The organism is Rhodanobacter glycinis (genome assembly GCF_900114325.1).
Taxonomy (GTDB): Bacteria; Pseudomonadota; Gammaproteobacteria; order Xanthomonadales; family Rhodanobacteraceae; genus Rhodanobacter_A; species Rhodanobacter_A glycinis.
Window position 1 is genome coordinate 34,802 of sequence record NZ_FOSR01000007.1, and the last position, 23,711, is coordinate 58,512.

General features: G+C 65.8%; 21 protein-coding genes and 1 tRNA gene. 20 read left to right on the forward strand and 2 right to left on the reverse strand.

Annotated features, from left to right (window positions below):
* Nucleotides 1-100: 100 nt before the first annotated feature.
* Nucleotides 101-1,942 carry an ABC transporter ATP-binding protein gene (locus BMY90_RS09065; protein ID WP_175481549.1) on the forward strand — a complete coding sequence of 614 codons (1,842 nt, stop codon included), beginning with the start codon at nt 101-103 and terminating at the stop codon, nt 1,940-1,942.
* A 208-nt stretch (nt 1,943-2,150) separates the two neighbouring features.
* On the opposite strand, the gene ald is transcribed toward BMY90_RS09065, so the two are convergent.
* Nucleotides 2,151-3,269 (reverse strand): alanine dehydrogenase, encoded by a 1,119-nt coding sequence (gene ald / locus BMY90_RS09070; protein ID WP_092703406.1) that lies wholly within the window; start codon nt 3,267-3,269, stop codon nt 2,151-2,153.
* A gap of 165 nt (nt 3,270-3,434) precedes the next feature.
* Between ald and BMY90_RS09075 the strand changes: the two genes are divergently transcribed.
* The 9 genes from BMY90_RS09075 (at nt 3,435) to BMY90_RS09110 (ending at nt 12,772) form a co-directional block, all read left to right on the forward strand.
* On the forward strand, nt 3,435-3,908 hold the full coding sequence (locus tag BMY90_RS09075; protein ID WP_008212334.1) for an Lrp/AsnC family transcriptional regulator: 474 nt from the start codon (nt 3,435-3,437) through the stop codon (nt 3,906-3,908).
* A gap of 52 nt (nt 3,909-3,960) precedes the next feature.
* Nucleotides 3,961-4,386: a heavy metal-responsive transcriptional regulator gene (locus BMY90_RS09080; RefSeq protein WP_008212335.1), complete on the forward strand. Its 426-nt coding sequence runs from the start codon at nt 3,961-3,963 to the stop codon at nt 4,384-4,386.
* On the forward strand, nt 4,383-6,971 hold the full coding sequence (locus BMY90_RS09085) for a heavy metal translocating P-type ATPase (protein ID WP_092703408.1): 2,589 nt from the start codon (nt 4,383-4,385) through the stop codon (nt 6,969-6,971). The genes BMY90_RS09080 and BMY90_RS09085 overlap by 4 nt, the downstream gene beginning before the upstream one ends.
* A gap of 111 nt (nt 6,972-7,082) precedes the next feature.
* On the forward strand, nt 7,083-7,211 hold the full coding sequence (locus BMY90_RS17495) for a hypothetical protein (protein WP_256364910.1): 129 nt from the start codon (nt 7,083-7,085) through the stop codon (nt 7,209-7,211).
* A gap of 104 nt (nt 7,212-7,315) precedes the next feature.
* Nucleotides 7,316-8,599 carry a bifunctional tetrahydrofolate synthase/dihydrofolate synthase gene (gene folC, locus BMY90_RS09090; protein WP_092703410.1) on the forward strand — a complete coding sequence of 428 codons (1,284 nt, stop codon included), beginning with the start codon at nt 7,316-7,318 and terminating at the stop codon, nt 8,597-8,599.
* A gap of 89 nt (nt 8,600-8,688) precedes the next feature.
* Nucleotides 8,689-9,696 (forward strand): SPOR domain-containing protein, encoded by a 1,008-nt coding sequence (locus BMY90_RS09095; RefSeq protein WP_092703412.1) that lies wholly within the window; start codon nt 8,689-8,691, stop codon nt 9,694-9,696.
* A gap of 53 nt (nt 9,697-9,749) precedes the next feature.
* On the forward strand, nt 9,750-10,385 hold the full coding sequence (locus tag BMY90_RS09100; protein ID WP_092703414.1) for a CvpA family protein: 636 nt from the start codon (nt 9,750-9,752) through the stop codon (nt 10,383-10,385).
* Nucleotides 10,386-10,392: 7 nt separating this feature from the next.
* Nucleotides 10,393-11,868 (forward strand): amidophosphoribosyltransferase, encoded by a 1,476-nt coding sequence (gene purF, locus BMY90_RS09105; protein ID WP_092703416.1) that lies wholly within the window; start codon nt 10,393-10,395, stop codon nt 11,866-11,868.
* Nucleotides 11,869-11,965: 97 nt separating this feature from the next.
* Nucleotides 11,966-12,772: a ferritin-like domain-containing protein gene (locus BMY90_RS09110; protein ID WP_092703418.1), complete on the forward strand. Its 807-nt coding sequence runs from the start codon at nt 11,966-11,968 to the stop codon at nt 12,770-12,772.
* A 97-nt stretch (nt 12,773-12,869) separates the two neighbouring features.
* Here BMY90_RS09110 and BMY90_RS09115 read toward each other — a convergent pair.
* Nucleotides 12,870-12,946: transfer RNA gene (locus tag BMY90_RS09115), tRNA-Pro, on the reverse strand.
* A gap of 153 nt (nt 12,947-13,099) precedes the next feature.
* Between BMY90_RS09115 and hisS the strand changes: the two genes are divergently transcribed.
* The 10 genes from hisS (at nt 13,100) to hisF (ending at nt 23,565) form a co-directional block, all read left to right on the forward strand.
* On the forward strand, nt 13,100-14,473 hold the full coding sequence (hisS, locus tag BMY90_RS09120; protein ID WP_092703420.1) for a histidine--tRNA ligase: 1,374 nt from the start codon (nt 13,100-13,102) through the stop codon (nt 14,471-14,473).
* A 101-nt stretch (nt 14,474-14,574) separates the two neighbouring features.
* Entirely contained in the window at nt 14,575-16,467 is a 1,893-nt protein-coding gene (locus BMY90_RS09125; RefSeq protein WP_092703422.1) for an HAL/PAL/TAL family ammonia-lyase, read from the forward strand.
* 241 nt (nt 16,468-16,708) lie between these two features.
* A complete protein-coding gene (locus BMY90_RS09130) occupies nt 16,709-17,074 on the forward strand; it encodes a YerC/YecD family TrpR-related protein (protein ID WP_092703424.1) in 366 nt (121 codons plus the stop codon).
* Entirely contained in the window at nt 17,071-17,964 is an 894-nt protein-coding gene (gene hisG, locus BMY90_RS09135; protein ID WP_008212362.1) for an ATP phosphoribosyltransferase, read from the forward strand. Before BMY90_RS09130 ends, hisG begins: the two co-directional genes overlap by 4 nt.
* 17 nt (nt 17,965-17,981) lie before the next feature.
* Nucleotides 17,982-19,319 (forward strand): histidinol dehydrogenase, encoded by a 1,338-nt coding sequence (gene hisD, locus BMY90_RS09140; protein ID WP_092703622.1) that lies wholly within the window; start codon nt 17,982-17,984, stop codon nt 19,317-19,319.
* Complete coding sequence (gene hisC / locus BMY90_RS09145; RefSeq protein WP_092703426.1) at nt 19,316-20,422, forward strand: histidinol-phosphate transaminase; 1,107 nt, start codon at nt 19,316-19,318, stop codon at nt 20,420-20,422. Before hisD ends, hisC begins: the two co-directional genes overlap by 4 nt.
* Nucleotides 20,419-21,483 (forward strand): bifunctional histidinol-phosphatase/imidazoleglycerol-phosphate dehydratase HisB, encoded by a 1,065-nt coding sequence (gene hisB / locus BMY90_RS09150; RefSeq protein ID WP_008212368.1) that lies wholly within the window; start codon nt 20,419-20,421, stop codon nt 21,481-21,483. The genes hisC and hisB overlap by 4 nt, the downstream gene beginning before the upstream one ends.
* On the forward strand, nt 21,483-22,073 hold the full coding sequence (gene hisH, locus BMY90_RS09155) for an imidazole glycerol phosphate synthase subunit HisH (protein ID WP_092703428.1): 591 nt from the start codon (nt 21,483-21,485) through the stop codon (nt 22,071-22,073). Before hisB ends, hisH begins: the two co-directional genes overlap by 1 nt.
* Nucleotides 22,070-22,798, forward strand: coding sequence for a 1-(5-phosphoribosyl)-5-[(5-phosphoribosylamino)methylideneamino]imidazole-4-carboxamide isomerase (gene hisA, locus BMY90_RS09160; protein ID WP_092703430.1), 729 nt, complete (start codon nt 22,070-22,072; stop codon nt 22,796-22,798). Before hisH ends, hisA begins: the two co-directional genes overlap by 4 nt.
* Nucleotides 22,792-23,565, forward strand: coding sequence for an imidazole glycerol phosphate synthase subunit HisF (hisF, locus tag BMY90_RS09165; protein WP_008212373.1), 774 nt, complete (start codon nt 22,792-22,794; stop codon nt 23,563-23,565). Before hisA ends, hisF begins: the two co-directional genes overlap by 7 nt.
* Nucleotides 23,566-23,711 lie beyond the last annotated feature (146 nt).

Genomic DNA, 23,711 nt, shown 5'->3' on the forward strand with positions numbered 1-23,711 from the left:
TGATCCGCAGGTTCGCCGCGTGTCGCACGACGCGCGGCCCTTGCGCCCTCGCGGTTGTGCATCCACGCTTGGGCCTTCTTCCCTGCGCACATCGCTCATGATCTTCCGCTGGTTCGAATCCCTCATCGATGCGTTCAAGGAACCGGCCGACGAGATGCCACCGACGTCGGTCGGGCGTTTTTACCTGTTCTACCTGCGCCAGGTGTGGCCATTGTTCGCCGCCGTGGTGCTGGTGGGTTTGTGCGTGGCGGGCATCGAGGTGGCGCTGTTCGGTTTCATTGGCCGGGTCGTGGACCTGGCCAAGGAGGTGCCGCAGCCCGGCTTCTTCCATCGCCACGGGCGCGAGTTGCTGTGGATGGCGGTGGTCATCGTGGTGGCGCGACCGATCTTCAACGCGCTGCACGATCTTCTGGTGAACCAGGCCATCGTGCCCAATCTCACCACGCGCATCCGCTGGCAGAACCATCGTTACGTGATCCGCCAGAGCCTGGGTTTCTTCCAGAACGACTACGCCGGGCGCATCGCCAACCGCATCATGCAGACCGGCGGCGCGTTGCGGCAGTCCACCGTGCAGGTCGTGGATGCGATCTGGTACGTGGTGGTCTATACCGGCAGTGCGGCGGCGCTGTTCGCGCATGCCAATGTCTGGCTGGCCTTGCCGCTGCTGGCCTGGGTGGTGTTCTACATCGGTGCCTTGGCGCTGTTCATTCCGCGCATCAAGCAGCGCTCGTGGCTGGCCTCGGCGGCGCGTTCAAAGCTGATGGGCCGCATCGTGGACGGTTACGGCAACGTGCTTACGCTGAAACTGTTCGCGCACGGTCGGCGCGAAGAGGCCTACGTGGCCGAGGCGATGGCCGAACAGAACGAAAAAACCCAGCGCATGACCCGCGTCACCACCGTGATGGATGCCAGCATCACTGCGTTGAACGGCCTGCTGATCGCCGGCACCTCGGCGCTGGCGTTGTGGCTGTGGAGCGAGGGCCGGGTGACGGTGGGCGCGATCGCGTTGTCCACGGGGCTGGTGATCCGTATTTCCAACATGTCCGGCTGGATCATGTGGGTGGTCAACGGCATCTTCGAGGACGTGGGCACGGTGCAGGACGGCATCACCACGATTTCGCAGCCGCGCCTGGTGCAGGATCGCGCGGGCGCCATGCCGCTGGAAGTGACCCGTGGCGCCGTGCATTTCCACGACATCCATTTTCACTACGGCAAGCAGGGTGGGGTGATCGCCGGATTGTCGCTGCAGGTGCGTGCAGGCGAGAAGATCGGCGTGGTCGGGCCGTCGGGCGCAGGCAAGTCCACCCTGGTCAACGTGCTGCTGCGGCTGTATGACCTGGAAGACGGGCACATCACCATCGATGGCCAGGACATTGCGCAGGTCACGCAGGAAAGCTTGCGCTCGCAAGTCGGCGTGGTGACACAGGACACCTCGCTGCTGCATCGGTCGATTCGCGACAACATCCTGTACGGCCGGCCCGATGCGAGCGAGGCACAGGTGGTCGAGGCGGTGCGCAAGGCGCGCGCCGATGAGTTCATCCCCACGCTTTCCGATGGTGAGGGCCGTGCGGGTTACGACGCGCTGGTCGGCGAGCGCGGCGTAAAGCTCAGCGGTGGCCAGCGCCAGCGCATTGCGATTGCTCGCGTGCTGTTGAAGGATGCACCGATCCTGGTGCTCGACGAGGCCACCTCCGCGCTCGATTCCGAAGCCGAGGCAGCGATCCAGGAAAGTCTCGACATCCTGATGCAGGGCAAGACGGTGATCGCCATCGCCCATCGCTTGTCCACCATCGCCCGGATGGATCGGCTGGTGGTGCTGGACAAGGGCGTGATCGTGGAAACCGGCACGCATGCCGAACTGATTGCGCACGGGGGCTTGTATGCGCGGTTGTGGCGGCGCCAGACCGGTGGTTTCGTGGCAGCCGAGGATGAAACGGCCTGAAGAAAAGGCCGGGCGCGGAGGCGGGTGGCCTTGATAGTTGATTGCGGCTTCGCCGCACCCAGAATCCCCCCGGTCGCCCTAAGCGTCATCCCAGCGAAAGCTGGGATCCAGTGACTTTCGGTTCTGGTGTACGCAAGGCACTGGATTCCAGCTTTCGCTGGAATGACGAGAGTGGGGGCTGTCGCCAGCCCCCGGTATTGCATGCCGCTTACAGTCCGAGCAGGCTTTCCGCCTTCACGTACTCCAGCGAGTGCGCCTGGGCCACTGGCTCGCAGGTGACCTTGCCTTCGCACACGTTCAGGCCGTTGCGCAGGTGCGCGTCCTGCGCCAGCGCCTGCTTCCAGCCCTTGTCGGCCAGCGCCAGCGCGAATGGCAGGGTGACGTTGTTCAACGCGAAGGTGGAGGTGCGTGCCACGGCGCCCGGCATGTTGGCCACACAGTAGTGCACCACGTCGTCGATCACGTAGGTGGGATCGGCATGGGTGGTGGCGTGCGAGGTTTCCACGCAGCCGCCCTGGTCGATGGCCACGTCGACGATTACCGAACCCGGCTTCATCGTCTTCAACATGTCGCGGGTAACCAGCTTCGGCGCGGCAGCACCCGGGATCAGCACGGTGCCGATCAGCAGGTCGGCGCGACGCACCAGTTCCTCGATCGCGGCGCGGGTGGAGAACACGGTGGAGATGGCGGTGCCGAACTGGGCCGACAGGCGCTTCAGCGCATCGGCGGAACGGTCGACCACGGTGACCTTGGCGCCCATGCCCACGGCGATGGTGGCCGCATGGCTGCCGGACACGCCGCCACCCAGAATCACCACTTCAGCCGCCGGCACGCCCGGCACGCCACCCAGCAGCACGCCGCGGCCACCCTGGGCCTTCTCCAGCGAATGCGCGCCCACCTGCGGGGCGAGCCGGCCGGCGACTTCGGACATCGGAGTCAGCAGCGGCAGCGAGCCGTTCGCGGCGGTGACGGTTTCGTAGGCGATGCAGATGGCGCCGGAGTCGATCAGGTCCTGGGTCTGCACGGCATCGGGTGCCAGGTGCAGGTAGGTGAACAGGATCTGGCCCTTGCGGAGCTTCTTGCGCTCGGCTGCCAGCGGCTCCTTCACCTTCACGATCATGTCGGCTTCGGCGAACACCTGGTCCGCGCCCTGGGCGATGCTGGCACCCGCCGCCACGTAGTCGGCGTCGTTGATGCCCGCACCCAGGCCGGCACCGGTTTCCACCAGCACCTGGTGGCCGTGATGCACCAGTTCCTGCACCGAGGAGGGGATGAGGCCCACGCGGTATTCGTGGTTCTTGATTTCTTTGGGCACACCGATGCGCATGGCAGTAAGTCTCTTGCTGGTGGGTGGATGTAAGGGGCGGCCGGCCACTGGCCTGAAAGTGCAGAAGTATGATCCGGATTACGAGCAATTTTGCGCGGATTTGTTGGCTTTTTGTCGATAAATGTAGAATTTAATTCTACGAAATAACGATGAGAGTAAAATTTAATGTCATATTCTTCCACGCAGCTCGATGAGCGTGATCGCAGCATCCTGCAATTGCTGCAGGAAGACGGTCGCCTGACCAATGTGGAGCTGGCCCAGCGGATCAACCTGTCGCCCTCGGCCTGCCTGCGGCGGGTGAAGTTGCTGGAGGAGCGCGGCCTGATCTCGCGCTACGTGATGCTGGTCGACGAAAAGGCCGTAGGCCTGTCCGGAACCGCCTTCGTGCTGGTCACGCTGGACCAGCAGGGCCGCGCCGCGCTCGATGCGTTCGAGGCGGCCATCCAGCACCATCCGGAAGTGACTGAATGCTGCCTGCTGGCCGGCGGTGCCGACTACATGGTGCGCGTGGCCTATGCCAACTCGGCCGACTTCGAGCGCATCCACACCGACGTGCTGACCCAATTGCCCGGCGTGGTGCGCGTGCACTCCACGCTGGCGCTGCGCACCGTGAAAAAGACCAGCGCGTTGCCGGTGTAGGTGAAAACAGGCGCTTGACTCTGGACCTTGATCATGGGTCTAGACTTGAGCCATGAACACGCAAACCGTTTCCCTCACCATCGGTGCCGTCGCCAAGCGCGTCGGCGTGGCCATCGACACCATCCGCTATTACGAGCGCGAAGGCCTGTTGCCGGAACCGCAGCGGCGCGCTTCCGGCTATCGCAGCTATGGCGATGACGCGATTGCGCAGTTGCGCTTCATCCGTCGCGCCAAGAACCTGGGCTTCACGCTGGAGGAGATCCGCGAGCTGCTGAGCCTGTCCACCGACCGGCAGCGCGGCGTGAAGGCGGTGAAGCAGCGCGCGCAGCAGCGGCTGGCGGCGATCGATCAGCGCATCGCCGAATTGCACAAGGTGCGCGACGGACTGGCCCAGTTGGTGGACTCGTGCCCGGGCCACGGCAAGCCGGAGGAATGTCCGATCCTGCGTGCGCTGGTCGAAGATCGGGACGAAGCATGAGCCCGGTCGATTCCTGCTGCCATGGCGAGGGTGCGGCACCGGGCGGAATGGCCATCGATCCCGTCTGTGGCATGACGGTGGATCCGGCCGCGACGAAGCACGCCAGCGTGCATGCCGGCCAGACCTTTCATTTCTGCTGTGCCGGCTGTCGGGAAAAATTCGAGGCCGAGCCGCAGCGATATATCCGGTCCGCGGAACCGTCGCCGGCCAGGCGGGCGACAACAACATCCGCTTCCTCGTGCTGTCACGGAAACCATGCCGCGAATTCCGGCGCGTCCGCCAAACGGCCCGGCGCGACTTCCACGGACCTGGTCTGCGGCATGAGCGTGGACCCGGACAGTGCGCAACATCGTGCCGAGCACGACGGTCGGACCTGGTATTTCTGCAGTGCCCGATGCCGCGAAAAATTCGTGGCCGATCCCTCAGCCTGGACGGGCGAACGCAAGCCATCGCTGGAGGCTCCAGCGGGCACGCTCTACACCTGTCCGATGCATCCGGAGGTGGAGCAGGTCGGGCCCGGCGATTGCCCGAAGTGCGGCATGGCGCTGGAGCCGATGTTGCCCGACGCGGATGCCGATGATGGCGGCGAGCTGGCGGCCATGACCCGGCGGTTCTGGACGCTGCTGGCGTTGACGGCGCCGGTGTTCGTGCTGGCGATGGGGCCGCACCTGTTTGGCTGGCATCTGCCGCCGCCGTGGGATCGCCTGTCCGGCTGGATCGAGGCGTTTCTGGCCAGCGTGGTGGTGTTGTGGGGCGGTGCGCCGTTCTTCCGGCGCGGCTGGCGTTCGCTGAAGCCGTGGCAACCGAACATGTACACGCTGATCGGATTGGGAGCCGGCGTGGCATGGCTGTACAGCGCGGTGGCGTTCATCTGGCCCGGAATTTTCCCGGCGGGCTTCCGCGATGCGCACGGTCGCGTTGGCGTGTATTTCGAGTCGGCCGCAGTCATCGTCACCCTGGTCACGCTGGGGGATTTCCTCGACATGCGTGCACGCCGACGCACCGGTGCGGCATTGAAGGCGCTGCTTGGGTTGGCGCCGAAGACGGCGCGACGCATCGCGGACGATGGCAGCGAAACCGATGTGCCATTGGACGAAGTGCGCACGGGTGATGTGCTGCGCGTGCGGCCGGGCGAAAAGCTGCCGGTCGATGGTGTGGTGATCGACGGCGCAAGCCATGTCGACGAATCCATGCTCACCGGCGAGCCGATGCCGGTGTCCAAACAGGTTGACGATGTGCTCACAGGCGGCACCGTGAATCAGGATGGTGCGTTGACCATGCGCGCCGAGAAAGTCGGTGGCGAAACCATGCTGGCGCAGATCGTGGCGCTGGTGGCCAAGGCGCAGCGCAGCAAGGCACCGCTGCAACGCGTGGCCGACCGGGTGGCGGCCTGGTTCGTTCCCACGGTGGTTGCGGTGGCGTTGCTGGCGTTTGCCGTGTGGGCGCTGCTCGGCCCGCAGCCGCAGCTGGCGCATGCCCTGATCGCGGCGGTCTCGGTACTGGTGATTGCCTGCCCCTGTGCGCTGGGCCTGGCCACGCCGATCTCGATCATGGTGGCCAGCGGTCGTGGTGCGCAGCAAGGCGTGTTGTTCAAGGATGCCGGCGTGATCGAAAGCCTGCGCGGGATCGACACCCTGGTGCTGGACAAGACCGGCACGCTGACGGAAGGCAAGCCGACCCTGGCCGATCTGGTGGTTCTCGGTGAATGGCCGCGCGAGCGGCTGCTGGCGCTGGCTGCTGCGCTGGAGCGTTCCAGCGAGCACCCGCTGGCCCGGGCCATTCTCCACGCGGCGAAAGCCGAGCATCTGCGCTTGCCGTCGGCGACCGACTTCCGCGCGCTGACCGGTCGCGGCGTCGCCGCCACCGTTGAGGGCGACGCCGTGTTGCTGGGCAACACCAGGTTGATGGCGGAGTCATCCGTTCCTGTCGATGACGATGCGAGTGCCCGCGCCGAACAGATGCGCGGGCAGGGCACCACGGCGATGTTCCTGGCCATCGATGGCCACCTGGCCGCCGTGCTGGCCGTGGCCGACAGGATCAAGTCGACCACGCCCGCCGCCATCAAGGCCCTGCATGCGGACGGCTTGCGCATCGTGATGCTGACCGGCGACAGCGCCATCACCGCGCAGGCGGTGGCTGGTGAACTGGGTATCGACGAAGTCCATGCCGATGTCTCGCCGACAGACAAGGCCGCGGTGGTGGAGCGCCTGAAAGCCGAAGGGCGACGCGTGGCGATGGCGGGCGATGGCATCAACGATGCGCCGGCACTGGCGGCGGCCGACATCGGCATCGCCATGGGCAGCGGTACCGACGTGGCGATGGAAAGCGCGCAACTCACCCTGGTCAAGAGTGATCTCGGTGCCATCGTGCGGGCACGCAAGCTGTCGCACGCCACCGTGCGCAACATCCATCAGAACCTGTTCTTCGCCTTCGTCTACAACGCCGTCGGCATACCGTTGGCGGCCGGCGTGCTGTACCCGTGGTTCGGCATCGTGCTGTCGCCGATGATCGCGGCGCTGGCGATGAGCCTGAGTTCGATCTCGGTGGTGAGCAATGCGTTGCGGCTGCGCAAGGTACGGCTTTGACAAGGCATGGCGTGACGCTTGTCATCGGCGATGGCTGACGACCGCTTCTGTCGACGAACAGGCTGCATCGCGAAGATATCTCCCACATCATCAAGTCACGGGAGATACCGCATGAACGCCATCGAAAACCTGCACCGTCACCTGCATCGCCACATGCCGCTGCTGATTGCCGCCAGCGCGACCGTCTGGACCGTCTTTGCCTGCGGCTGGTCGTTGTACGCGTTTGCCCATCCGTTGTGATGCCTGGCCACACGGGGAGGGCGTGCGCCGGTTCCGGATGGATGCTTTAAGCTTTGCGGGCCGGGTGCATGCCCGAGTCCGCCCCTCCCCATCAAAGCAATCGCATGAGCCGCAACCTCGCCGAATGGCTGGCGTATCAGGAGCGCGTGAATCCGCGCAGCATCGAACTCGGTCTGGAACGCGTGCGCCACGTGTGGCAACGCATGGGGGCGAGGCCGCCCGCGCGGCACGTCATCACCGTGGGCGGCACCAACGGCAAGGGCTCCACGGTAGCGTTGCTGGAAAGCATGCTGGAGGCGGCGGGACGGCGGACGGGTGCCTACACCTCGCCGCATCTGCTGCATTACAACGAGCGCATTCGCATTGGTGGCATCGATGCCGCTGACGAGGCGCTGGTTGCCAGCTTCGAGCGCATCGAGGCGGCGCGCGCCGAGATCCCGCTGACCTATTTCGAATTCGGCACGCTGGCGGCGCTGGACCTGTTCGCCCGAGCCGAGCTCGACGTGGCCGTTCTCGAAGTGGGTCTGGGTGGCCGGCTGGACGCGGTGAACATCGTCGACGCCGATGTGGCGGTGATCACCACGATCGACCTCGACCACATGGATTGGCTGGGTCCGGATCGCGACAGCATTGGCCGCGAGAAGGCGGGCATCGCGCGCGCGGGGCGGCCGGCCATCGTGGGCGAACTGGATCCACCCGCGGGGCTGCTTGATGCGCTGGACGCGCGTGGCGCACGGGTGGTGCGCGCGGGTGCGGATTTCTTCACGGAGCGGCATCCGGGCGGTTGGCGCTGGCGTCATCGCGACGGCACGGTGCTGGAGTTGCCCGATCCCGCCCTGGCCGCGCCGGTGCAATACGCCAACGCGGCGGCGGCGATCGCGGCCTTGCATGCCACGGATGCCGCCGGTACTCCACTGTTGGCCGTGGACAGCCTAGCTGACGTGGCCGCCTCCGGACTGCAGCGTGTCCGCGTGCCGGCACGCCTGCAATCGCTGGGGGGCGATCCGGAACTGTTTGTCGACGTAGGCCACAACCCGCAGGCCGCGCGTGCGTTGGCCGCGTGGCTCGCTGTGCAGCCGCCGGCCCGTGTGCATGCGGTTTACGGTGCGCTGGCCGACAAGGACGTGGCCGGGGTGATCGGCGTGCTTGGGCCGCATGTCGCGCACTGGCATCTGGCCGGCTTGGAGCGTGACTCGCCGCGCGGCATGCCGGTGACGGCCCTGGCCGAACACCTGCGGCACGTGCTGCCGCACGCAAGCTTCGATCAACATGACAGCGTCGCCGCCGCCCTGGCTGCGGCGCGTGCTTCGGCGCAGCCCGGGGAGCGCATCCTCGCGTTCGGCTCGTTTTTCGTGGCCGCCGCGGTGGTGGGCGCGCCCTCCGCCTGAATCGCAAACCGCCGCTTATGCCATGAAGGCGGGTGCGGGCAGGTATAATCGCGCCGTTACGCGTTGTTCCGCCGTCCTTGGAGTGAACCTTGAACACACGTCTGCTTGGAGCCGCCGTCCTGATCGCATTGGCGGTGCTGTTCGTGCCGATGTTCTTCTCCAGCAAACCGCCGGCGGCGGGTGCTGACCAGCCGGTGAGCCTGGCGATTCCGCCGGCGCCGGACAGCGACCTGCAGACCAAGACCATGAGCCTGGTGCCGGGCGGCGCCAGTTCCGCGGTGGCGCCGGCTTCCACGGTGGGGCAGCCGGGGAACCCGGTGATTCCGATGACCACCACCACGCCCGGCTCGGGCAGCCAGCTGGCCACGGTGAACATCGGTTCGCGGCGTCCGCACGACGTGGGCACCGATGCCGCCGCTCCGGCGGATGCGCGTCCGGTGCAGACGCCACAGCCGACTACCACGACGCCGGCGCAGCAGCCGGTATCGAGGCCTGCGCCGTCGCGGCCGAGCACGCCGGTGACGAAGGCGCCCGCGCCAACGCCTGCACCGGCGTTGCCGCCGGCCACTGCGGCTCGCGGCCATTACACACTCAACCTCAGCGCCTATTCGGCCAGTGGTGCCGCGCACCTGATCCAGCGGGTCCGTGCGCTGGGCTATCCGGCCAGCGGCCACGTGATCCAGCGCGCGGGCAAGTCGCTGACCCTGGTCAACGCCGGCCCGTTCGAGACGCGCGCGGCGGCCGAGGCGGCCCGGCTGAAGATCGTGCAGTCGATTCCAGGCGCCCCTGCCCACCTGGAAAGTGGGGCCAGCACGCCCAGCGGCGATGCGCCGGCAGCTCCCGCCGGCAGCCATGCGCGAGCGGGTGGCTGGGCGGTACAGGTAGCCGCGATGGGCAGCCAGTCCGATGCCAACGCCCTGCGCGACAAGTTGCGCGCGGCGGGTTTCGACGGTTTCGTGGATTCGGTCAACGTGAACGGCAAGCGCCTGTGGCGCGTGCGCGCGGGGCCGCAGACCCAGCGCGATGATGCGTCCCGCGTGCGCGACCAGATCAAGGCAAAACTCGGCCTGCCGGGCAATATCGTCAGCGTTCCTTGAGCGTTTGAACGGGGCTTGGGCATGGCTTCTTCCACTTCGAGGTAACGGACCGGGTGAGCTGGATCGACTACATCATTGTCGGCGTGCTGGGGCTGTCGGTCTTGATTGGCCTGTGGCGCGGCCTTATCTCCGAGGTGTTGGCGCTGGCCACGTGGGTTGCCGCGTTCTGGGTCGCATGGACATTCGGGCCGGCGGTGTCGGCGCATTTCGAGCACAGCATCGACGTGCCGTCGATCCGTCTGGTGGTCGGTTACGGTTTGTGTTTCATCACCGTGCTGGTGCTCGGTGCGCTGCTGCGCTTCGTGATCCATCGGCTGGTGGAAAGTACCGGACTCAGCGGCACGGATCGGTTGCTGGGCATGATCTTCGGCTTTGCGCGCGGGGTGCTGCTGGTAACCCTGATGGTGTTCCTGGTGAGCTTCACCGCATTTACCCGCGACCCTTGGTGGAAACAGTCGGTGCTGTTGCCACAGTTCCAGGCGGCGGCGGCATGGTTGGGCGAACGCCTGCCCGCCGGCGTGCGCGAACACCTTCACCCGGACGCGTTGCAGGATCGCTTGCGCGCGCTTCCGGTCCCCTTGCCGGGAAGCCTCCAGCCCGCGCCCGGCAGCACGGCTCCATTGCCGGTTCCATCTCCCGCGACCGCAGCGATTCCCTCGCATTCGGCCACGATCAACAGCAGCAGGTAGCAGTTCCATGTGCGGAATCATCGGCATCGTCGGTACCACCGAAGTGGCATCGGCTCTTTATGACGGCCTGACCGTCCTGCAACACCGCGGCCAGGACGCGGCCGGCATTGCCACCGTGGATGGCGCGCGCCTGCGCCTGCACCGTGGCAACGGCCTGGTTCGCGACGTGTTCAATCAGAAGGCGATGAGCCAGTTGCACGGACGCATCGGCATCGGCCACTGCCGCTACCCCACGGCCGGTTCGGAGGGGGCGGAGGAGGCGCAGCCGTTCTACGTGAACTCGCCCTACGGCATTGCGATCGCGCACAACGGAAACCTGGTGAACACCGAGGAATTGCGGCGCCAGATGTTCGAGGACGATCGCCGCCACATCAACACCGATTCCGATTCGGAAATCCTGCTCAACGTGCTGGCGCACGAGCTGCAGATCCAGGAGCGGATGGCGCTGACGCCGGACCATATCTTCAAGGCGGTGGCTGCGGTGCATGCGCGTGCCCGCGGCGGTTATGCGTGCGTCTCGCTGCTGCTCGGCTACGGCGTGCTGGCGTTCCGCGATCCGAACGGCATCCGCCCGCTGGTGCTGGGCGAGCGGGTTACCGACGAGGGCCACGAATACGCGGTGGCCTCCGAGTCGGTGGCGCTGGATGTGCTTGGCTTCAAGCGCATGCGCGACGTGGCGCCGGGCGAGGCGGTGTTCATCACCAATGATGGCCAGCTGCATACGCGCCATTGCGCCGACGGCGCGGTGCATGCGCCGTGCATTTTCGAATACGTGTACCTGGCGCGACCCGACTCGATGATCGAGAACGTGTCTGTGTACAAGGCACGCCTGCGCATGGGCCAGCGACTGGCCGAGAAGATCATGCGCGAGTGCCCAGACCACGGCATCGATGCGGTGATTCCGATTCCGGATACCGCGCGCACGGCCGCCAGCTCGCTGGCCGAAGCGCTGGGCGTGCCGTTCCGCGAGGGTTTCGTCAAAAACCGCTACGTGGGCCGCACCTTCATCATGCCGGGGCAGGGCGACCGGGTGAAATCGGTGCGCCGCAAGCTCAACGCCATCGATCTGGAATTCCGCAACAAGACCGTGCTGCTGGTGGACGACTCCATCGTGCGCGGTACCACCTCGCGGCAGATCATCCAGATGGCGCGCGATGCGGGTGCGAAGAAAGTCTACTTCGCCTCCGCTGCGCCGCCGGTGCGCTACCCCAACGTGTACGGCATCGACATGCCGTCCGTCACCGAACTGGTCGCCGCCGGTCGTACCGACAAGGAAGTGGAGCAGGTACTCGGCGCCGACTGGCTGATCTACCAGGACCTGGACGATCTGGTGTGGGCAGTGCAGGACGGCAACGAAGAACTGACGCAGTTCGATTCCTCCTGCTTCAACGGCGAATACGTTACCGGGCTCGACGAGCATTACCTGAAACAGATCGAGCTGCTGCGCTCCGACGACGCCAAGGCCGCCCGGCGCGACGTGTAGGGCCGAAGCTGCATGTAGGAGCGCACCCTGTGCGCGAAGGCTTTTCGTCGCGTGGCGAAGAGCTTTCGCGCACAGGGTGCGCTCCTACACAAACCCCATGACCGATCTCCATGCCACCGCCAAGGCTTGCCTAGATGCCGTTGACCCGGCCGAAAAGCTGCGCCTGACGCACGCCGCATGGGCGGCCGTGCAGGCAGGTGAGCTGTGCCCTGACCCGGCATCACCCCCACCCGAGCCGATCAGTGCGCCGGGGCGTCCTGCGAAACCACGGCTGGTCAGCGCTCGCAAGGTGCCGCACCGCGGTCTGGGCACGGACGAGGGCCGGGCCGCGCTGGTGCATGCGGTGGCGCATATCGAGCTGAACGCGATCGACCTCGCCTGGGACGCCGTCTATCGCTTCCGCGGCATGCCCGACACGTACTACCGCGACTGGGCCAGCTGTGCGCACGACGAGGCACGCCATTTCGCGCTGCTGTCCGCCCGGCTGGCCGAGCTGGGCCACGCCTATGGCGATTTTGATGCCCATAACGGCCTGTGGGAGATGGCCGAGAAAACCGCGAGTCACGACACCGCTCGCATGGCGCTGGTGCCACGCGTACTGGAAGCGCGCGGGCTGGACGTGACGCCCGGCATGATCGAGCGCCTGCGCAGCGTGGGCGACGAGCGCACCATCGCCGTGCTGGAAGTGATCCTGCGCGAGGAAGTAGCCCACGTGGCCGCGGGCACGCGCTGGTTCCGCTGGTGCTGCGAACGCGACGGCAGCGACCCGTTCGACACCTTCTTCGAGCTGCTGCGTGATTACATGGGCGTCAGCCTGCGCGGCCCGTTCAATCGCCCGGCCCGGCTGGAGGCCGGTTTCATCGAGGCCGAGCTGGATCGTCTGGTCGCGGCAAGCGTTGCCTGACCGGATCTTCCTGAAGGGCTGACGGGTTCATCCGGTAGCAGCCTTGTACCCAAGACACGAAAAAGCCGGCGCAGGGCCGGCTTTTTCGCGAAAACATTGGTCGGGGAGACAGGATTTGAACCTGCGACTTCTACGTCCCGAACGTAGCGCTCTACCAGGCTGAGCTACACCCCGTGGGAGCCGCGTATCTTAATGTCCGGATCGGAGCTTGGCAACAGGTTCGTGTGAATTCGTCCTGCAGGCGCCGGGTCGGTGAAGGTCAGCCATCTGCTATCTTATGAGGCTGCCGTCGCACGGCGTTCCCCGTTACCGTCAGTAGAGGATTCCATGGCGCTTACCCCGGCCCGCACCATGCCAGGCGTACTCGAGCTGTTGCCGCTCGACCAGATCGCGTTCCAGCGCATGCTCGACACGATTCGCCGCAATTACGAGCGCTTCGGCTTCCTGCCGGTGGAAACACCGGTGATCGAACATTCCGATGTGTTGCTGACCAAGACCGGTGGCGAGACCGAGCGCCAGGTGTATTTCGTGCAGTCCACCGGTGCGCTGGGCAAGGAAGGCACGCCCGAGCTGGCGCTGCGTTTCGACCTGACCGTGCCGCTGGCCCGTTACGTGGCCGAGCACGAGCGCGACTTGAGCTTTCCGTTCCGCCGCTACCAGATGCAGAAGGTGTATCGCGGCGAGCGTGCGCAGCGTGGGCGTTTCCGCGAGTTCTACCAGTGCGACATCGACGTGATCGGCAAGGACGCGTTGTCGGTGCGTTACGACGCCGAGATTCCGGCGGTGATCTACAGCGTGTTCCGCGAGCTGGACATCGGCGCGTTCACCATCCAGCTCAACAACCGCAAGATGATGCGCGGCTTTTTCGAGAGCCTGGGCATTGCCGATGGCGAGCAGCAGACCCTGGTGCTGCGTGAGGTGGACAAGCTGGACAAGCGCGGCGCCGACTACGTGCGCGACACGCTGACCGGCGAAGCTTTCGGCCTGTCTGCCGACGTGGCCGCGAAGATCCTGGACGTGGTGCAGGTGCGTTCCACCTCGCTGCAGGATGCCTTCGACAAGCTGGATGCGTTGGGCAGTGGCTCGGACACCATGGAGCAGGGCCGCTCGGAGCTGAAAGAGGTGCTTGGCCTGCTGCGTGACTTTGGCGTGCCGGAGTCGCACTACGCGCTCAACCTGTCGATCATGCGCGGCCTCGATTACTACACCGGCACGGTGTACGAGACCACGCTCAACGATCACCCGCAGATCGGCTCGATCTGCTCCGGCGGTCGTTACGAAAACCTGGCCAGCCAGTACACCAAGTCGAAGCTGCCCGGCGTAGGCATCTCGATCGGCTTGACGCGGCTGTACTGGCAGTTGCGCGATGCCGGCCTGATCGACACCGCACGCAGCACCGTCGACGTGCTGGTAACGCAGATGGACGAGGCGCAGATGCCGGCTTATCTGGCGCTGGCCAGCGAGTTGCGCAGCGCTGGCATCGCCACCGAGGTGGTGCTGGAGGGCGGCAAGCTCGGCAAGCAGTTCAAGTACGCCGACCGCGCGGGCATCCGTTTCGTGATCGTGCTGGGCGAGGACGAGATCGCCAAGGGCGTGGTCACGGTGAAGGACTTGCGTCGCGAAGACCAGTTCGAAGTGCCGCGCGAGGAACTGATCAAGACCCTGCGGGTGGAGTTGGAACAAGCCGCCGCGATGGGTTAGGGCAGCTGTTTCGCTGTCTATGGCGTCAGGCGTCGTAGTGACCAGGAATCGCCGTCTTCGGTGACGAAGGCGGCCGGGTGAACCGATTGGAGCATTCTGTAGTGAGCGAAACCATTCTTCTCGACGGCAGCCATTTCACCCGTGCCCAGCTCGTGGCCGTGGCTCGCCATGGCGCCAGGGTGCAACTGGACGGCGCGCAACTCAAGCATGTGCAGCGTGCTGCCGATTTCCTCGCCGAAAAGGTGAATTGCGGCGAGCCGACCTACGGCGTCACCACCGGTTTCGGCAGCAACGCCGACAAGCTGCTAGGCGCGCACCGCGTGCGCGACGAGCTGCCGGGCAGCCGCGAGCAGGTGCCGCAGGGCACGCTGATGGAAGAGCTGCAGCACAACCTGATCATCACCCATGCGGTGTGCGTGGGCGAGCCGTTTGCGCCGGACGTGGTGCGCGCCATGCTGGCAATCCGCATCAACACCTTGCTGCGTGGCCATTCCGGCATTCGCGTCAGCACGCTGGAAGCGTTGACGGCCATGCTCAACGCCGACGTGGTGCCGGTGGTACCGGCGAAAGGCTCGGTCGGTGCCAGTGGCGATCTGGCGCCGTTGTCGCATCTGGCGATCGTGCTGCTGGGTGGTGGCGAAGCGTTCTATCAGGGCGAGCGCATGCCCGGCGCGGAGGCATTGAAGCGCGCTGGCCTGCAGCCCGTGCGCCTGTCGTTCAAGGAGGGCCTGGCGCTCAACAACGGCACCGCGCAGATGCTTGCCACCGGCGCCCTGGCGTTGGATACGCTGGAATACCTGCTCGACCTCGCCGACACGGCGGCCTCGATGACGCTGGACGCCTTTGCCGGCCGCAGCGGCGCGTTGCGGCCGGAGGTGCATGCGTTGCGCCCGCATCCCGGGCAGGTGGTGGCGGCCGCACATGTGCGCGAGTTGCTGCAGGGTTCCACCCTGGTCGACATTCCTTACCATCTGGTGCCGCGCTTCAAGTCGTGGAGCGCCGAGGCGTGGGGAACGCCGGAAGACCAGGCACTGTCCTTCGACATCAGCTGGGACTGGGTGCCGGCCAACCAGCGCCATGGTCGCGAAGCGTTCTATGCGCGCTTCCTGCCGTTCAAGGGCGGCAAGAAGCACCAGCCGCAGGACGCCTACTGCCTGCGTTGCATGCCGCAGGTGCACGGCGCGGTGCGCGACGCGTGGGCCCAGGCCTGCCGCGTGTTCGACATCGAGTTGAATGCGGTCACCGACAACCCGCTGATCTTCCCGGACGCGGAAGACGCGCAGTTCATCGAGGACCAGGTGATCTCGGCCGGCCACTTCCACGGCATGCCGCTGGCACTGGCGATGAGCTACGTGAAAGCAGCGATCCCGGTGCTGGCGTCGATTTCCGAACGTCGCCTCAACAAATTGGTCGACCCGGCCAACAATGACGGCCTGCCGGCTTTCCTCACCGGTAACGAGGACGGTACCGATTCCGGTTTCATGATCGTGCAGTACACCGCCGCGGCGCTGGTCAACGACCTGGCCACGCGGGCGCATCCGGCCAGCGTGTATTCGGTGCCGACCAGCGCAAACGCCGAGGACCATGTCTCGATGGGTGCCAACGAAGCACGTCACGTGCTGGAGATGGTGGACGACCTGGGCCACGTGCTGGCGCTGGAGCTGTACACCGCCGCGCAGGCGCTGGATTTCCGCCAGGAGATGCTCAATGCGGCCCGTCGTCTGGCGGCGCGTGGTGATTGGCGTGCGCTGGCCGCCAAAGTCGCCAACGCACCGCGCGAGGATCATCCAAGCTATGCGCAATTCGTCGACGAAGTGCAGAAGCTGATGGCGGCACTGGCGCACGTGGGCGATTTCCACGCCGGCGTTGCCGTGCGCAAGGCGCATGACGGTCTTCGTCAACAGGTGGGCTTCATGCATCGCGACCGTGCGATGGATGGCGATGTCCGCGTCGTGTGCGAACTGGTGCGGCAGCGGGCACTCCAGCCGGAGTGATCGGGCCGGTGATCGGCGAACACAAGAAAGGCGGCCGATGGCCGCCTTTCTTGTGTCTGGGGGCGATGCACCAAGGTTCGCGGGCGGGCAAGTGGGCTGTCTGCCGGCGCATGGATGGTATGACAGTCCCGCCGACGGGCTCGATCATGGCTTCCAGCGATGGCCATTGCGGAAGAGGCGCTTGCTGCACTGCGAAAAATCGCGTATGCTTTGATCCATTGTAATAACGCGTTAGTACATTATGAAGCGCCGATCGCTCGATCCGGAAACATCCATCGAGTCCGCCGAAACCAGTCTGTGCAAGGCTTTGCTGTCGCTGAAGAACGCGGCGGAGATGGCTGCGTTCCTGCATGATTTGTGCACGCCGGCCGAGCTGGAAGTGCTGGTGGATCGCTGGCGCGTGGTGCCGCTGTTGCTCGATGGCATGCCGTATCGGCAGATCCATGAGCGCACCGCAGTGAGCATCACCACCATCGGTCGCGTGGCGCGCTATCTCAACCAGGGTGACGGCGGCTACCTCGCTGCCGCGTCGCGGGCCACGCGCAGTCGTGCCACGGCCAAAAAATCACCCGCGAAACCCATATTGAAAAACGGGACCAAGGCATGAAACCGCGCGATCGTTTGCGCATCGCCATGCAGAAATCCGGCCGGCTTACCGAGCCGGGTCTGGATCTGCTCAAGCGTTGCGGGCTCACCTTCCGGCAAAGCCGCGACAAGTTGTTCTGCTTCGGCGAAGGCGAGCCGGTGGACCTGCTGCTGGTCCGCGACGACGACATTCCCGGCCTGATTGCGCAGGGGGTGTGTGATCTGGGCATCGTCGGCCGCAACGTGCTGGCCGAGTTCCAGCTCACGGCGGGTCGCGAGACGGCGGCGTTGAGCGAGTTGCGGCCGCTGGGCTTCGGCCGTTGCCGCTTGTCGATCGCGGTGCCGCAGGAACTCGATTACCAGTCGCCGCAGCAACTGTCGGGCCTGAGTATCGCCACGTCGTATCCCGGCCTGCTGGGCGAATGGTTGCGCACGCAGGGCGTGGAGGCAGGCGTGGTGACCTTGGCGGGGTCGGTGGAAATCGCACCGCGGCTGGGTACGGCCGATGCCATCTGCGACCTGGTGCAGAGCGGCGGCACCCTGGTGGCCAACCAGTTGCGCGAAGCCGACGTGCTGCTTGAAAGCGAGGCGGTGCTGGCTGGTCCGGAAATCCTGCCGGCCGACGAGCGTGGCGACATGCTGGAACTGCTGCTCAAGCGGCTCGACGGGGTGATCCAGGTGCGTGAGTCGCGCTTGCTGCTGTTGCAAACCTCGCGCAGCACGCTGGAGTCGATTACCCGGCTGTTGCCCGGTGGTCCGCAGCCTACCTTGTTGCCGGTGGAAGGGCAGCCCGATCAGCTGATGTTGCAGGCGTTGTGCGCCGGCGAAGTGAGCTGGCGGCAACTGGAAGAGATCAAGCGCGCCGGTGCCCGCGAGATGTTCGTGTTGCCGGTGGAGAAGATGCTGGCATGAACACCAAAGAGATCACCGTGCAGCGCCTGGCATGGGCGCAGTTGGACGAGGCGGCACGTCGCGAGGCGTTGGCGCGTCCCGCGCAGTCACGCAACGATGAATTGCGTGTCGGCGTGGAACGCATCATCGAGGCCGTGCGCAAGGGCGGTGACGCCGCGCTGCGCGAGCTCAGCGCGACCTACGATCACTGCACACTCGATGCCATCGAGGTAGGTGCGGCGGAATTCGATGCGGCCGAAGCCACGCTGGCTCCGGCATTGAAGGCAGCCATCCACGAGGCGGCTGCACGTATCGAAACCTTTCATCGTGCTACGGCACCGCAACCCGCCGGCGTGGATACCGCGCCGGGTGTGCGCGTGGAACGCATGTTGCGCCCGATCACGCGGGTTGGCCTGTATGTGCCAGCCGGCACCGCGCCGTTGCCGTCCACCGCATTGATGCTGGGCGTGCCCGCACGTATCGCCGGTTGCCGCGAAGTGGTGCTGTGCTCGCCGGCACGGGCCGATGGTCAGTGCGATGCTGCCGTGCTTTATGCCGCGCGGGTGACTGGCGTGCACAAAGTGTTCAAGCTTGGCGGCGCACAGGCGATTGCGGCGATGGCTTATGGTACCGCCAGCGTGCCCGGGTGCGACAAGCTGTTCGGTCCGGGCAATGCCTGGGTGACCGAGGCGAAGTTGCAGGTGTCGTCCGATCCGGAAGGTGCCGCCATCGACATGCCGGCCGGGCCGTCCGAGGTACTGGTGATCGCCGACGCACAGGCCAACCCGGTGTTCGTTGCGGCCGACTTGTTGTCGCAGGCCGAGCACGGCCCGGATTCGCAGGTGATCCTGCTCAGCGATTCGGATGCCTTGCTCGACAGCGTCGAGCGCGAGGTGCAGCGCCAGTGCGCCGAGTTGCCGCGGGCCGAGATTGCCGTGCAGGCGTTGTCGCGCAGCCGGCTGATCCGGGTCGCATCACTGGACCAAGCGGTGCAGGTGAGCAACCGGTACGCGCCTGAGCATCTGATCCTGCAGGTGGCTGATCCGCGTGCGTTGCTCAATGGCATCGACAGCGCCGGCTCGGTTTTCCTCGGCGCGTGGACGCCCGAATCGGTGGGCGACTACTGCAGTGGCAGCAACCATGTGCTGCCCACCTATGGCTACGCGCGCAGCTACAGCGGCGTGTCGGTGGCCAGTTTCCAGAAACAGATCACCGTGCAGCAACTCAGTGCCGAAGGCCTGCGTGCCATTGGCCCGTGCACGGCAATCCTGGCCGCAGCGGAGCAGCTTGAAGCGCACCGCCGTGCGGTGACCTTGCGTCTTGCAGCGCTGGGCGACGATGTGTTGGTCCCCCCCTCAACGGAGAATGTGGCATGAACGTGCTCGACCTGGCGCGACCGGAAATCCGCGTCATGCAAGCTTATTCCTCGGCCCGGATGGAATCGGCCGGTGGCCAGCTCATGCTCAACGCCAACGAATCGGCCTGGGCGCCGGTGGGCGACACCGGGCAGGGCTGCAACCGTTATCCGGACCCGCAGCCGGTTGCATTGCTCGACGCACTGGCGCTGCTGTACGGCGTCCGCCGCGAGCAATTGCTGGTGGGGCGCGGCAGTGACGAAGCCATCGATTTGCTGGTGCGTGCGTTCTGCCGTGCCGGCGAGGATGCGATCCTGATCCAGCCGCCCACCTTCGGCATGTACGCGGTCTGCGCGCGGATCCAGAACGCGGGCGTGGTCGAGGTGCCGCTGGGCGACGATTTTGCGCTGGACGTGGACGCGGTGCTGGCAGCCGTCACTCCGGCGGTGAAACTGGTATTCGTCTGCCGGCCGAACAACCCGGCGGGCCAGGATGTGTCGCGCGCCGACATCGAGCGCCTGGCGCAGACCTTGTCCGGTCGTGCACTGGTGGTGGTGGACGAAGCCTATGTGGAGTTCGCCGACGAAGGCAGCGTGGCCGACCTGATCGACCAGTACGACAACCTGGCCGTGCTGCGCACCCTGTCCAAGGCCTGGGCGCTGGCCGGCGCGCGCATTGGCAGCCTGCTGGCGAGTGCCGAAGTGGTCGCCTTGCTGCGCCGGATCATGCCTCCGTACCCATTGCCGCAGCCCTGCGTGGATGCGGCGCTGATTGCGCTGTCCGGTTGGGGCCAGGCCAATGTGCGTCAACGTCTGGCCATCGTGCGCAAGCAGCGCAAGTTGATCGGTGAACAGCTCTCGCGCTTGCCGGGTGTGCGCGAAGTGCTCCCTTCGCAGGCGAACTTCCTTACCGTGCGCTTCGAGGATGCCGACGATGCCGGTCGGCGGCTGGAAGCGGCAGGCATCGTGGTGCGCGATGTGCGTCGTCATCCGCGCCTGGGCGATGCGTTGCGCATCACGCTCGGCACACCCGAGGAAAATGCGCGGGTGATCGGTGCGCTGAAGCGCCCATTGCTGCGTGGCCGTCGCACGGCCGACGGCGCCATCCCGGGCAAGTGTGCATGAGTCGGAAGCTGCTCTTTGTCGACCGCGACGGTTGCCTGATCGAGGAGCCGGCTGATCAGCAGATCGACAGCTATGACAAGCTGGCGCTGCTGCCTGGCGTGATTGCCGCGTTGCAGCGCTTCGTGGCGGCGGGTTACGAACTGGTGATGGTCACCAACCAGGATGGCCTGGGTACGGACAGTTTTCCCGAGGCGGATTTCACCGGTCCACACCAGCTGCTGATGCGCATCCTGTCCTCGCAGGGCATCGGCTTTCGCGAAGTGCTGATCGATCGCAGCCTGCCGCATGAAGGCAAGGACACGCGCAAACCCGGTATTGGCATGGCACGGCATTTTCTCGCCGACGACAGCTGGAGTCGCGCGGCGTCGGCGATGGTGGGCGATCGGGAAAGTGATCTGCAATTCGCAGCCAACCTCGGCGTGCGCGGTTTTCGCGTGGGTCCGCAAGGTCACGATTGGGGTGCGATCGCGCATCAGCTGCTGGACGCGCCGCGCACGGCGACGGTGACGCGCAACACCAGGGAAACCCGCATCACGGTGGAGGTGGACCTGGATCGGGTCGCCGAGCCGCAGGTGCACACGGGTCTGGGTTTCTTCGACCACATGCTGGAGCAGATCGGCAAGCACGGCGGTTTCGCGTTGAAGCTGAACTGCGATGGCGATACCCACATCGACGAACACCACACTATCGAGGATTGCGCGCTGGCACTCGGCCAGGCGTTGAAGCAGGCGCTGGGCGACAAGCGCGGCATCGGCCGCTATGGCTTCTCACTGCCGATGGACGAGAGTGCGGCGGATGCGCGGTTGGATCTGTCCGGCCGACCGTACTTCGTGTTCGAGGGCAGCTTCCCGCGTGAGCGCGTGGGCGAGGTGCCGACCGAACTGGTGCCGCATTTCTTCCGCTCGCTGTGCGAAACCCTGGGTGCCAATCTGCACCTGAGCGTACGCGGCGACAACGCGCACCACATGGTTGAAGCCTGCTTCAAGGTGGTGGCGCGGACCTTGCGTCAGGCGCTCCGCCGCGAAGGCAGCGAACTGCCCAGCACCAAGGGATCGCTGTAATGAGCGTGGTTCTGGTCGATGCCGGTGGCACCAATATCGGTTCGGTGCGCTATGCCCTGCAGCGGCTCGGCGTGGATGCGGCGCTGACCTCCGATGCGGCAACGATTCGCACCGCGGACAAGGTGATCCTGCCTGGCGTGGGTGCGGCCGGTCCGGGCATGGCGCGGCTGCGCGAACTCGGTTTGATCGAGCTGTTGCGCTCGCTGACGCAGCCGGTGCTTGGTGTCTGCCTTGGCATGCAGTTGCTGTGCGCGCATTCGGAAGAGGGCGATACCGAATGCCTGGGATTGATTCCCGCGCCGGTGCGTCGTTTCGTCGAGGCGCCCGGTGTGCGCGTGCCGCACATGGGCTGGAACCGGGTGGTTGCCCGGCGCGAACATCCGTTGCTGGCGGGTCTGGGTGAGGATGACCAGGCCTATTTCGTGCACAGCTATGCCGTACCGACAGGCGACTGGACGCTGGCCAGCAGCGATTATGGCCAACCGTTCTCCGCGGTGATCGCGCGCGACAACTTCCACGGCATGCAATTCCACCCCGAGCGTTCCGCCGCCGTTGGCGCGAAGCTCCTGAAGAATTTCCTCGACTCATGACTTTTGCAGTGATTCCCGCCATCGACTTGCGCGGCGGCCAGGTGGTGCGTCTGAAGCAGGGCGACTATGCGCAGCAGACGACTTATGCGGCCGATCCGCGCGAACTGGCCCAGCGCTACGCGGCCGCCGGCGCACGCTGGTTGCATCTGGTCGATCTGGACGGCGCGCGTTCCGGCAATCTCGACAATCTCGCGGTGATCCAGTCCATCGCTGCTGACGGCATGGCGATCCAGGCGGGCGGCGGCGTGCGCGAGGAAGCCGACCTGCAACGGCTGTTCGACGCCGGCGTGCAGCGCGTGGTGCTGGGTAGCGTGGCCATCCGTGATCCCGAACGCGTGGCCGCATGGCTCGACGCCTACGGCGCGGAACGCCTCACGCTGGCACTGGATACGCGTCGCATCGACGGTCGCTGGGCCTTGCCCAGTGCCGGTTGGACCGAGGTCGAGGCGCGCACCCTGGACGAGTTGGCGCCGTGGTACGCCGAGCGCGGCGCGCGGCATCTGCTGTGCACTGACATCGATCGCGACGGCATGCTCGCGGGCTTCAATCTCGACCTCTATCGCCACCTGGCCGACAGCGTGCCGCAACTGGCCGTGCAGGCATCCGGCGGCGTGCGCTCGCTGGACGACATCCGCGCGGCACGCGAGGCTGGCGCGAAGGGTGTGATCCTCGGACGCGCCCTGCTGGAAGGGCGTTTCACGGTAGAGGAAGCTCTCGCATGCTGAGCCGCCGCATCATTCCCTGCCTCGATGTGCGCGATGGCCAGGTGGTCAAGGGCGTGCGTTTTCGCGACCACGTGGTGATGGGCGAGATCGTCGAGCTGGCGCTGCGCTATCGCGATGAAGGCGCCGACGAACTGGTGTTCTACGACATCACCGCCAGTCCCGAAGGCCGCAGCGTGGACCGCACGTGGGTGGAGAAAGTCGCCCGCGTGATCGACATCCCGTTCTGTGTCGCCGGTGGCATCCGCTCGGTCGACGAGGCGCGCGCCGTGCTGCATGCCGGAGCCGACAAGATCTCGGTGAACTCGCCGGCATTGGAACGACCGGAGTTGATCGATGCGTTGGCTGCTGCCTTTGGCGTGCAGTGCGTGGTGGTCGGCATCGACTCGCTGCGCGATGCCGATGGCGAATGGCGCGTACGCCAGTACACCGGCGATCCGTCCAAAACGCAGGCGCTGCCGCGCCGCACGCTGGACTGGATGATCGAGGCACAGCAGCGCGGCGCTGGAGAAATCGTGCTCAACTGCATGGGCAGCGACGGCGTGCGCCGCGGCTATGATCTGGAACAACTCTCGGTGGCTCGCGCGATCTGCCACGTGCCGCTGATCGCCTCCGGCGGTGCCGGTGAGCCGGAGCATTTCCGCGATGCCTTCGTCGAGGCTGACGTGGATGGCGCACTGGCCGCCAGCGTGTTTCACTCAGGCAGCATCGCCATTCCTGCGCTCAAGCGTTACCTGCATGAGCAAGGCGTGAGCATGCGTGTTTCCTAGGAAAGGCCTGATTTTGCTCGTCATCCCAGCGAGAGCTGGGATCCGGTGTCTCTCAAGCCTTGTTGCAGGAGTAAAGGCGCTGGGTTCCAGCTTTCGCTGGAATGACGAGGCCATGGATTTTCCCGCCAGCTTCAGTATTCGTCGGC

Coding starts and splice junctions, on each gene's coding strand:
- ald (WP_092703406.1), bottom strand. CDS start 3,269: ATGCGCATCGGTGTGCCCAAAGAAATCAAGAACCACGAATACCGCGTG.
- BMY90_RS09075 (WP_008212334.1), top strand. CDS start 3,435: ATGTCATATTCTTCCACGCAGCTCGATGAGCGTGATCGCAGCATCCTG.
- BMY90_RS09080 (WP_008212335.1), top strand. CDS start 3,961: ATGAACACGCAAACCGTTTCCCTCACCATCGGTGCCGTCGCCAAGCGC.
- BMY90_RS09085 (WP_092703408.1), top strand. CDS start 4,383: ATGAGCCCGGTCGATTCCTGCTGCCATGGCGAGGGTGCGGCACCGGGC.
- BMY90_RS17495 (WP_256364910.1), top strand. CDS start 7,083: ATGAACGCCATCGAAAACCTGCACCGTCACCTGCATCGCCACATGCCG.
- folC (WP_092703410.1), top strand. CDS start 7,316: ATGAGCCGCAACCTCGCCGAATGGCTGGCGTATCAGGAGCGCGTGAAT.
- purF (WP_092703416.1), top strand. CDS start 10,393: ATGTGCGGAATCATCGGCATCGTCGGTACCACCGAAGTGGCATCGGCT.
- BMY90_RS09110 (WP_092703418.1), top strand. CDS start 11,966: ATGACCGATCTCCATGCCACCGCCAAGGCTTGCCTAGATGCCGTTGAC.
- hisS (WP_092703420.1), top strand. CDS start 13,100: ATGGCGCTTACCCCGGCCCGCACCATGCCAGGCGTACTCGAGCTGTTG.
- BMY90_RS09130 (WP_092703424.1), top strand. CDS start 16,709: ATGAAGCGCCGATCGCTCGATCCGGAAACATCCATCGAGTCCGCCGAA.
- hisG (WP_008212362.1), top strand. CDS start 17,071: ATGAAACCGCGCGATCGTTTGCGCATCGCCATGCAGAAATCCGGCCGG.
- hisC (WP_092703426.1), top strand. CDS start 19,316: ATGAACGTGCTCGACCTGGCGCGACCGGAAATCCGCGTCATGCAAGCT.
- hisB (WP_008212368.1), top strand. CDS start 20,419: ATGAGTCGGAAGCTGCTCTTTGTCGACCGCGACGGTTGCCTGATCGAG.
- hisH (WP_092703428.1), top strand. CDS start 21,483: ATGAGCGTGGTTCTGGTCGATGCCGGTGGCACCAATATCGGTTCGGTG.
- hisA (WP_092703430.1), top strand. CDS start 22,070: ATGACTTTTGCAGTGATTCCCGCCATCGACTTGCGCGGCGGCCAGGTG.
- hisF (WP_008212373.1), top strand. CDS start 22,792: ATGCTGAGCCGCCGCATCATTCCCTGCCTCGATGTGCGCGATGGCCAG.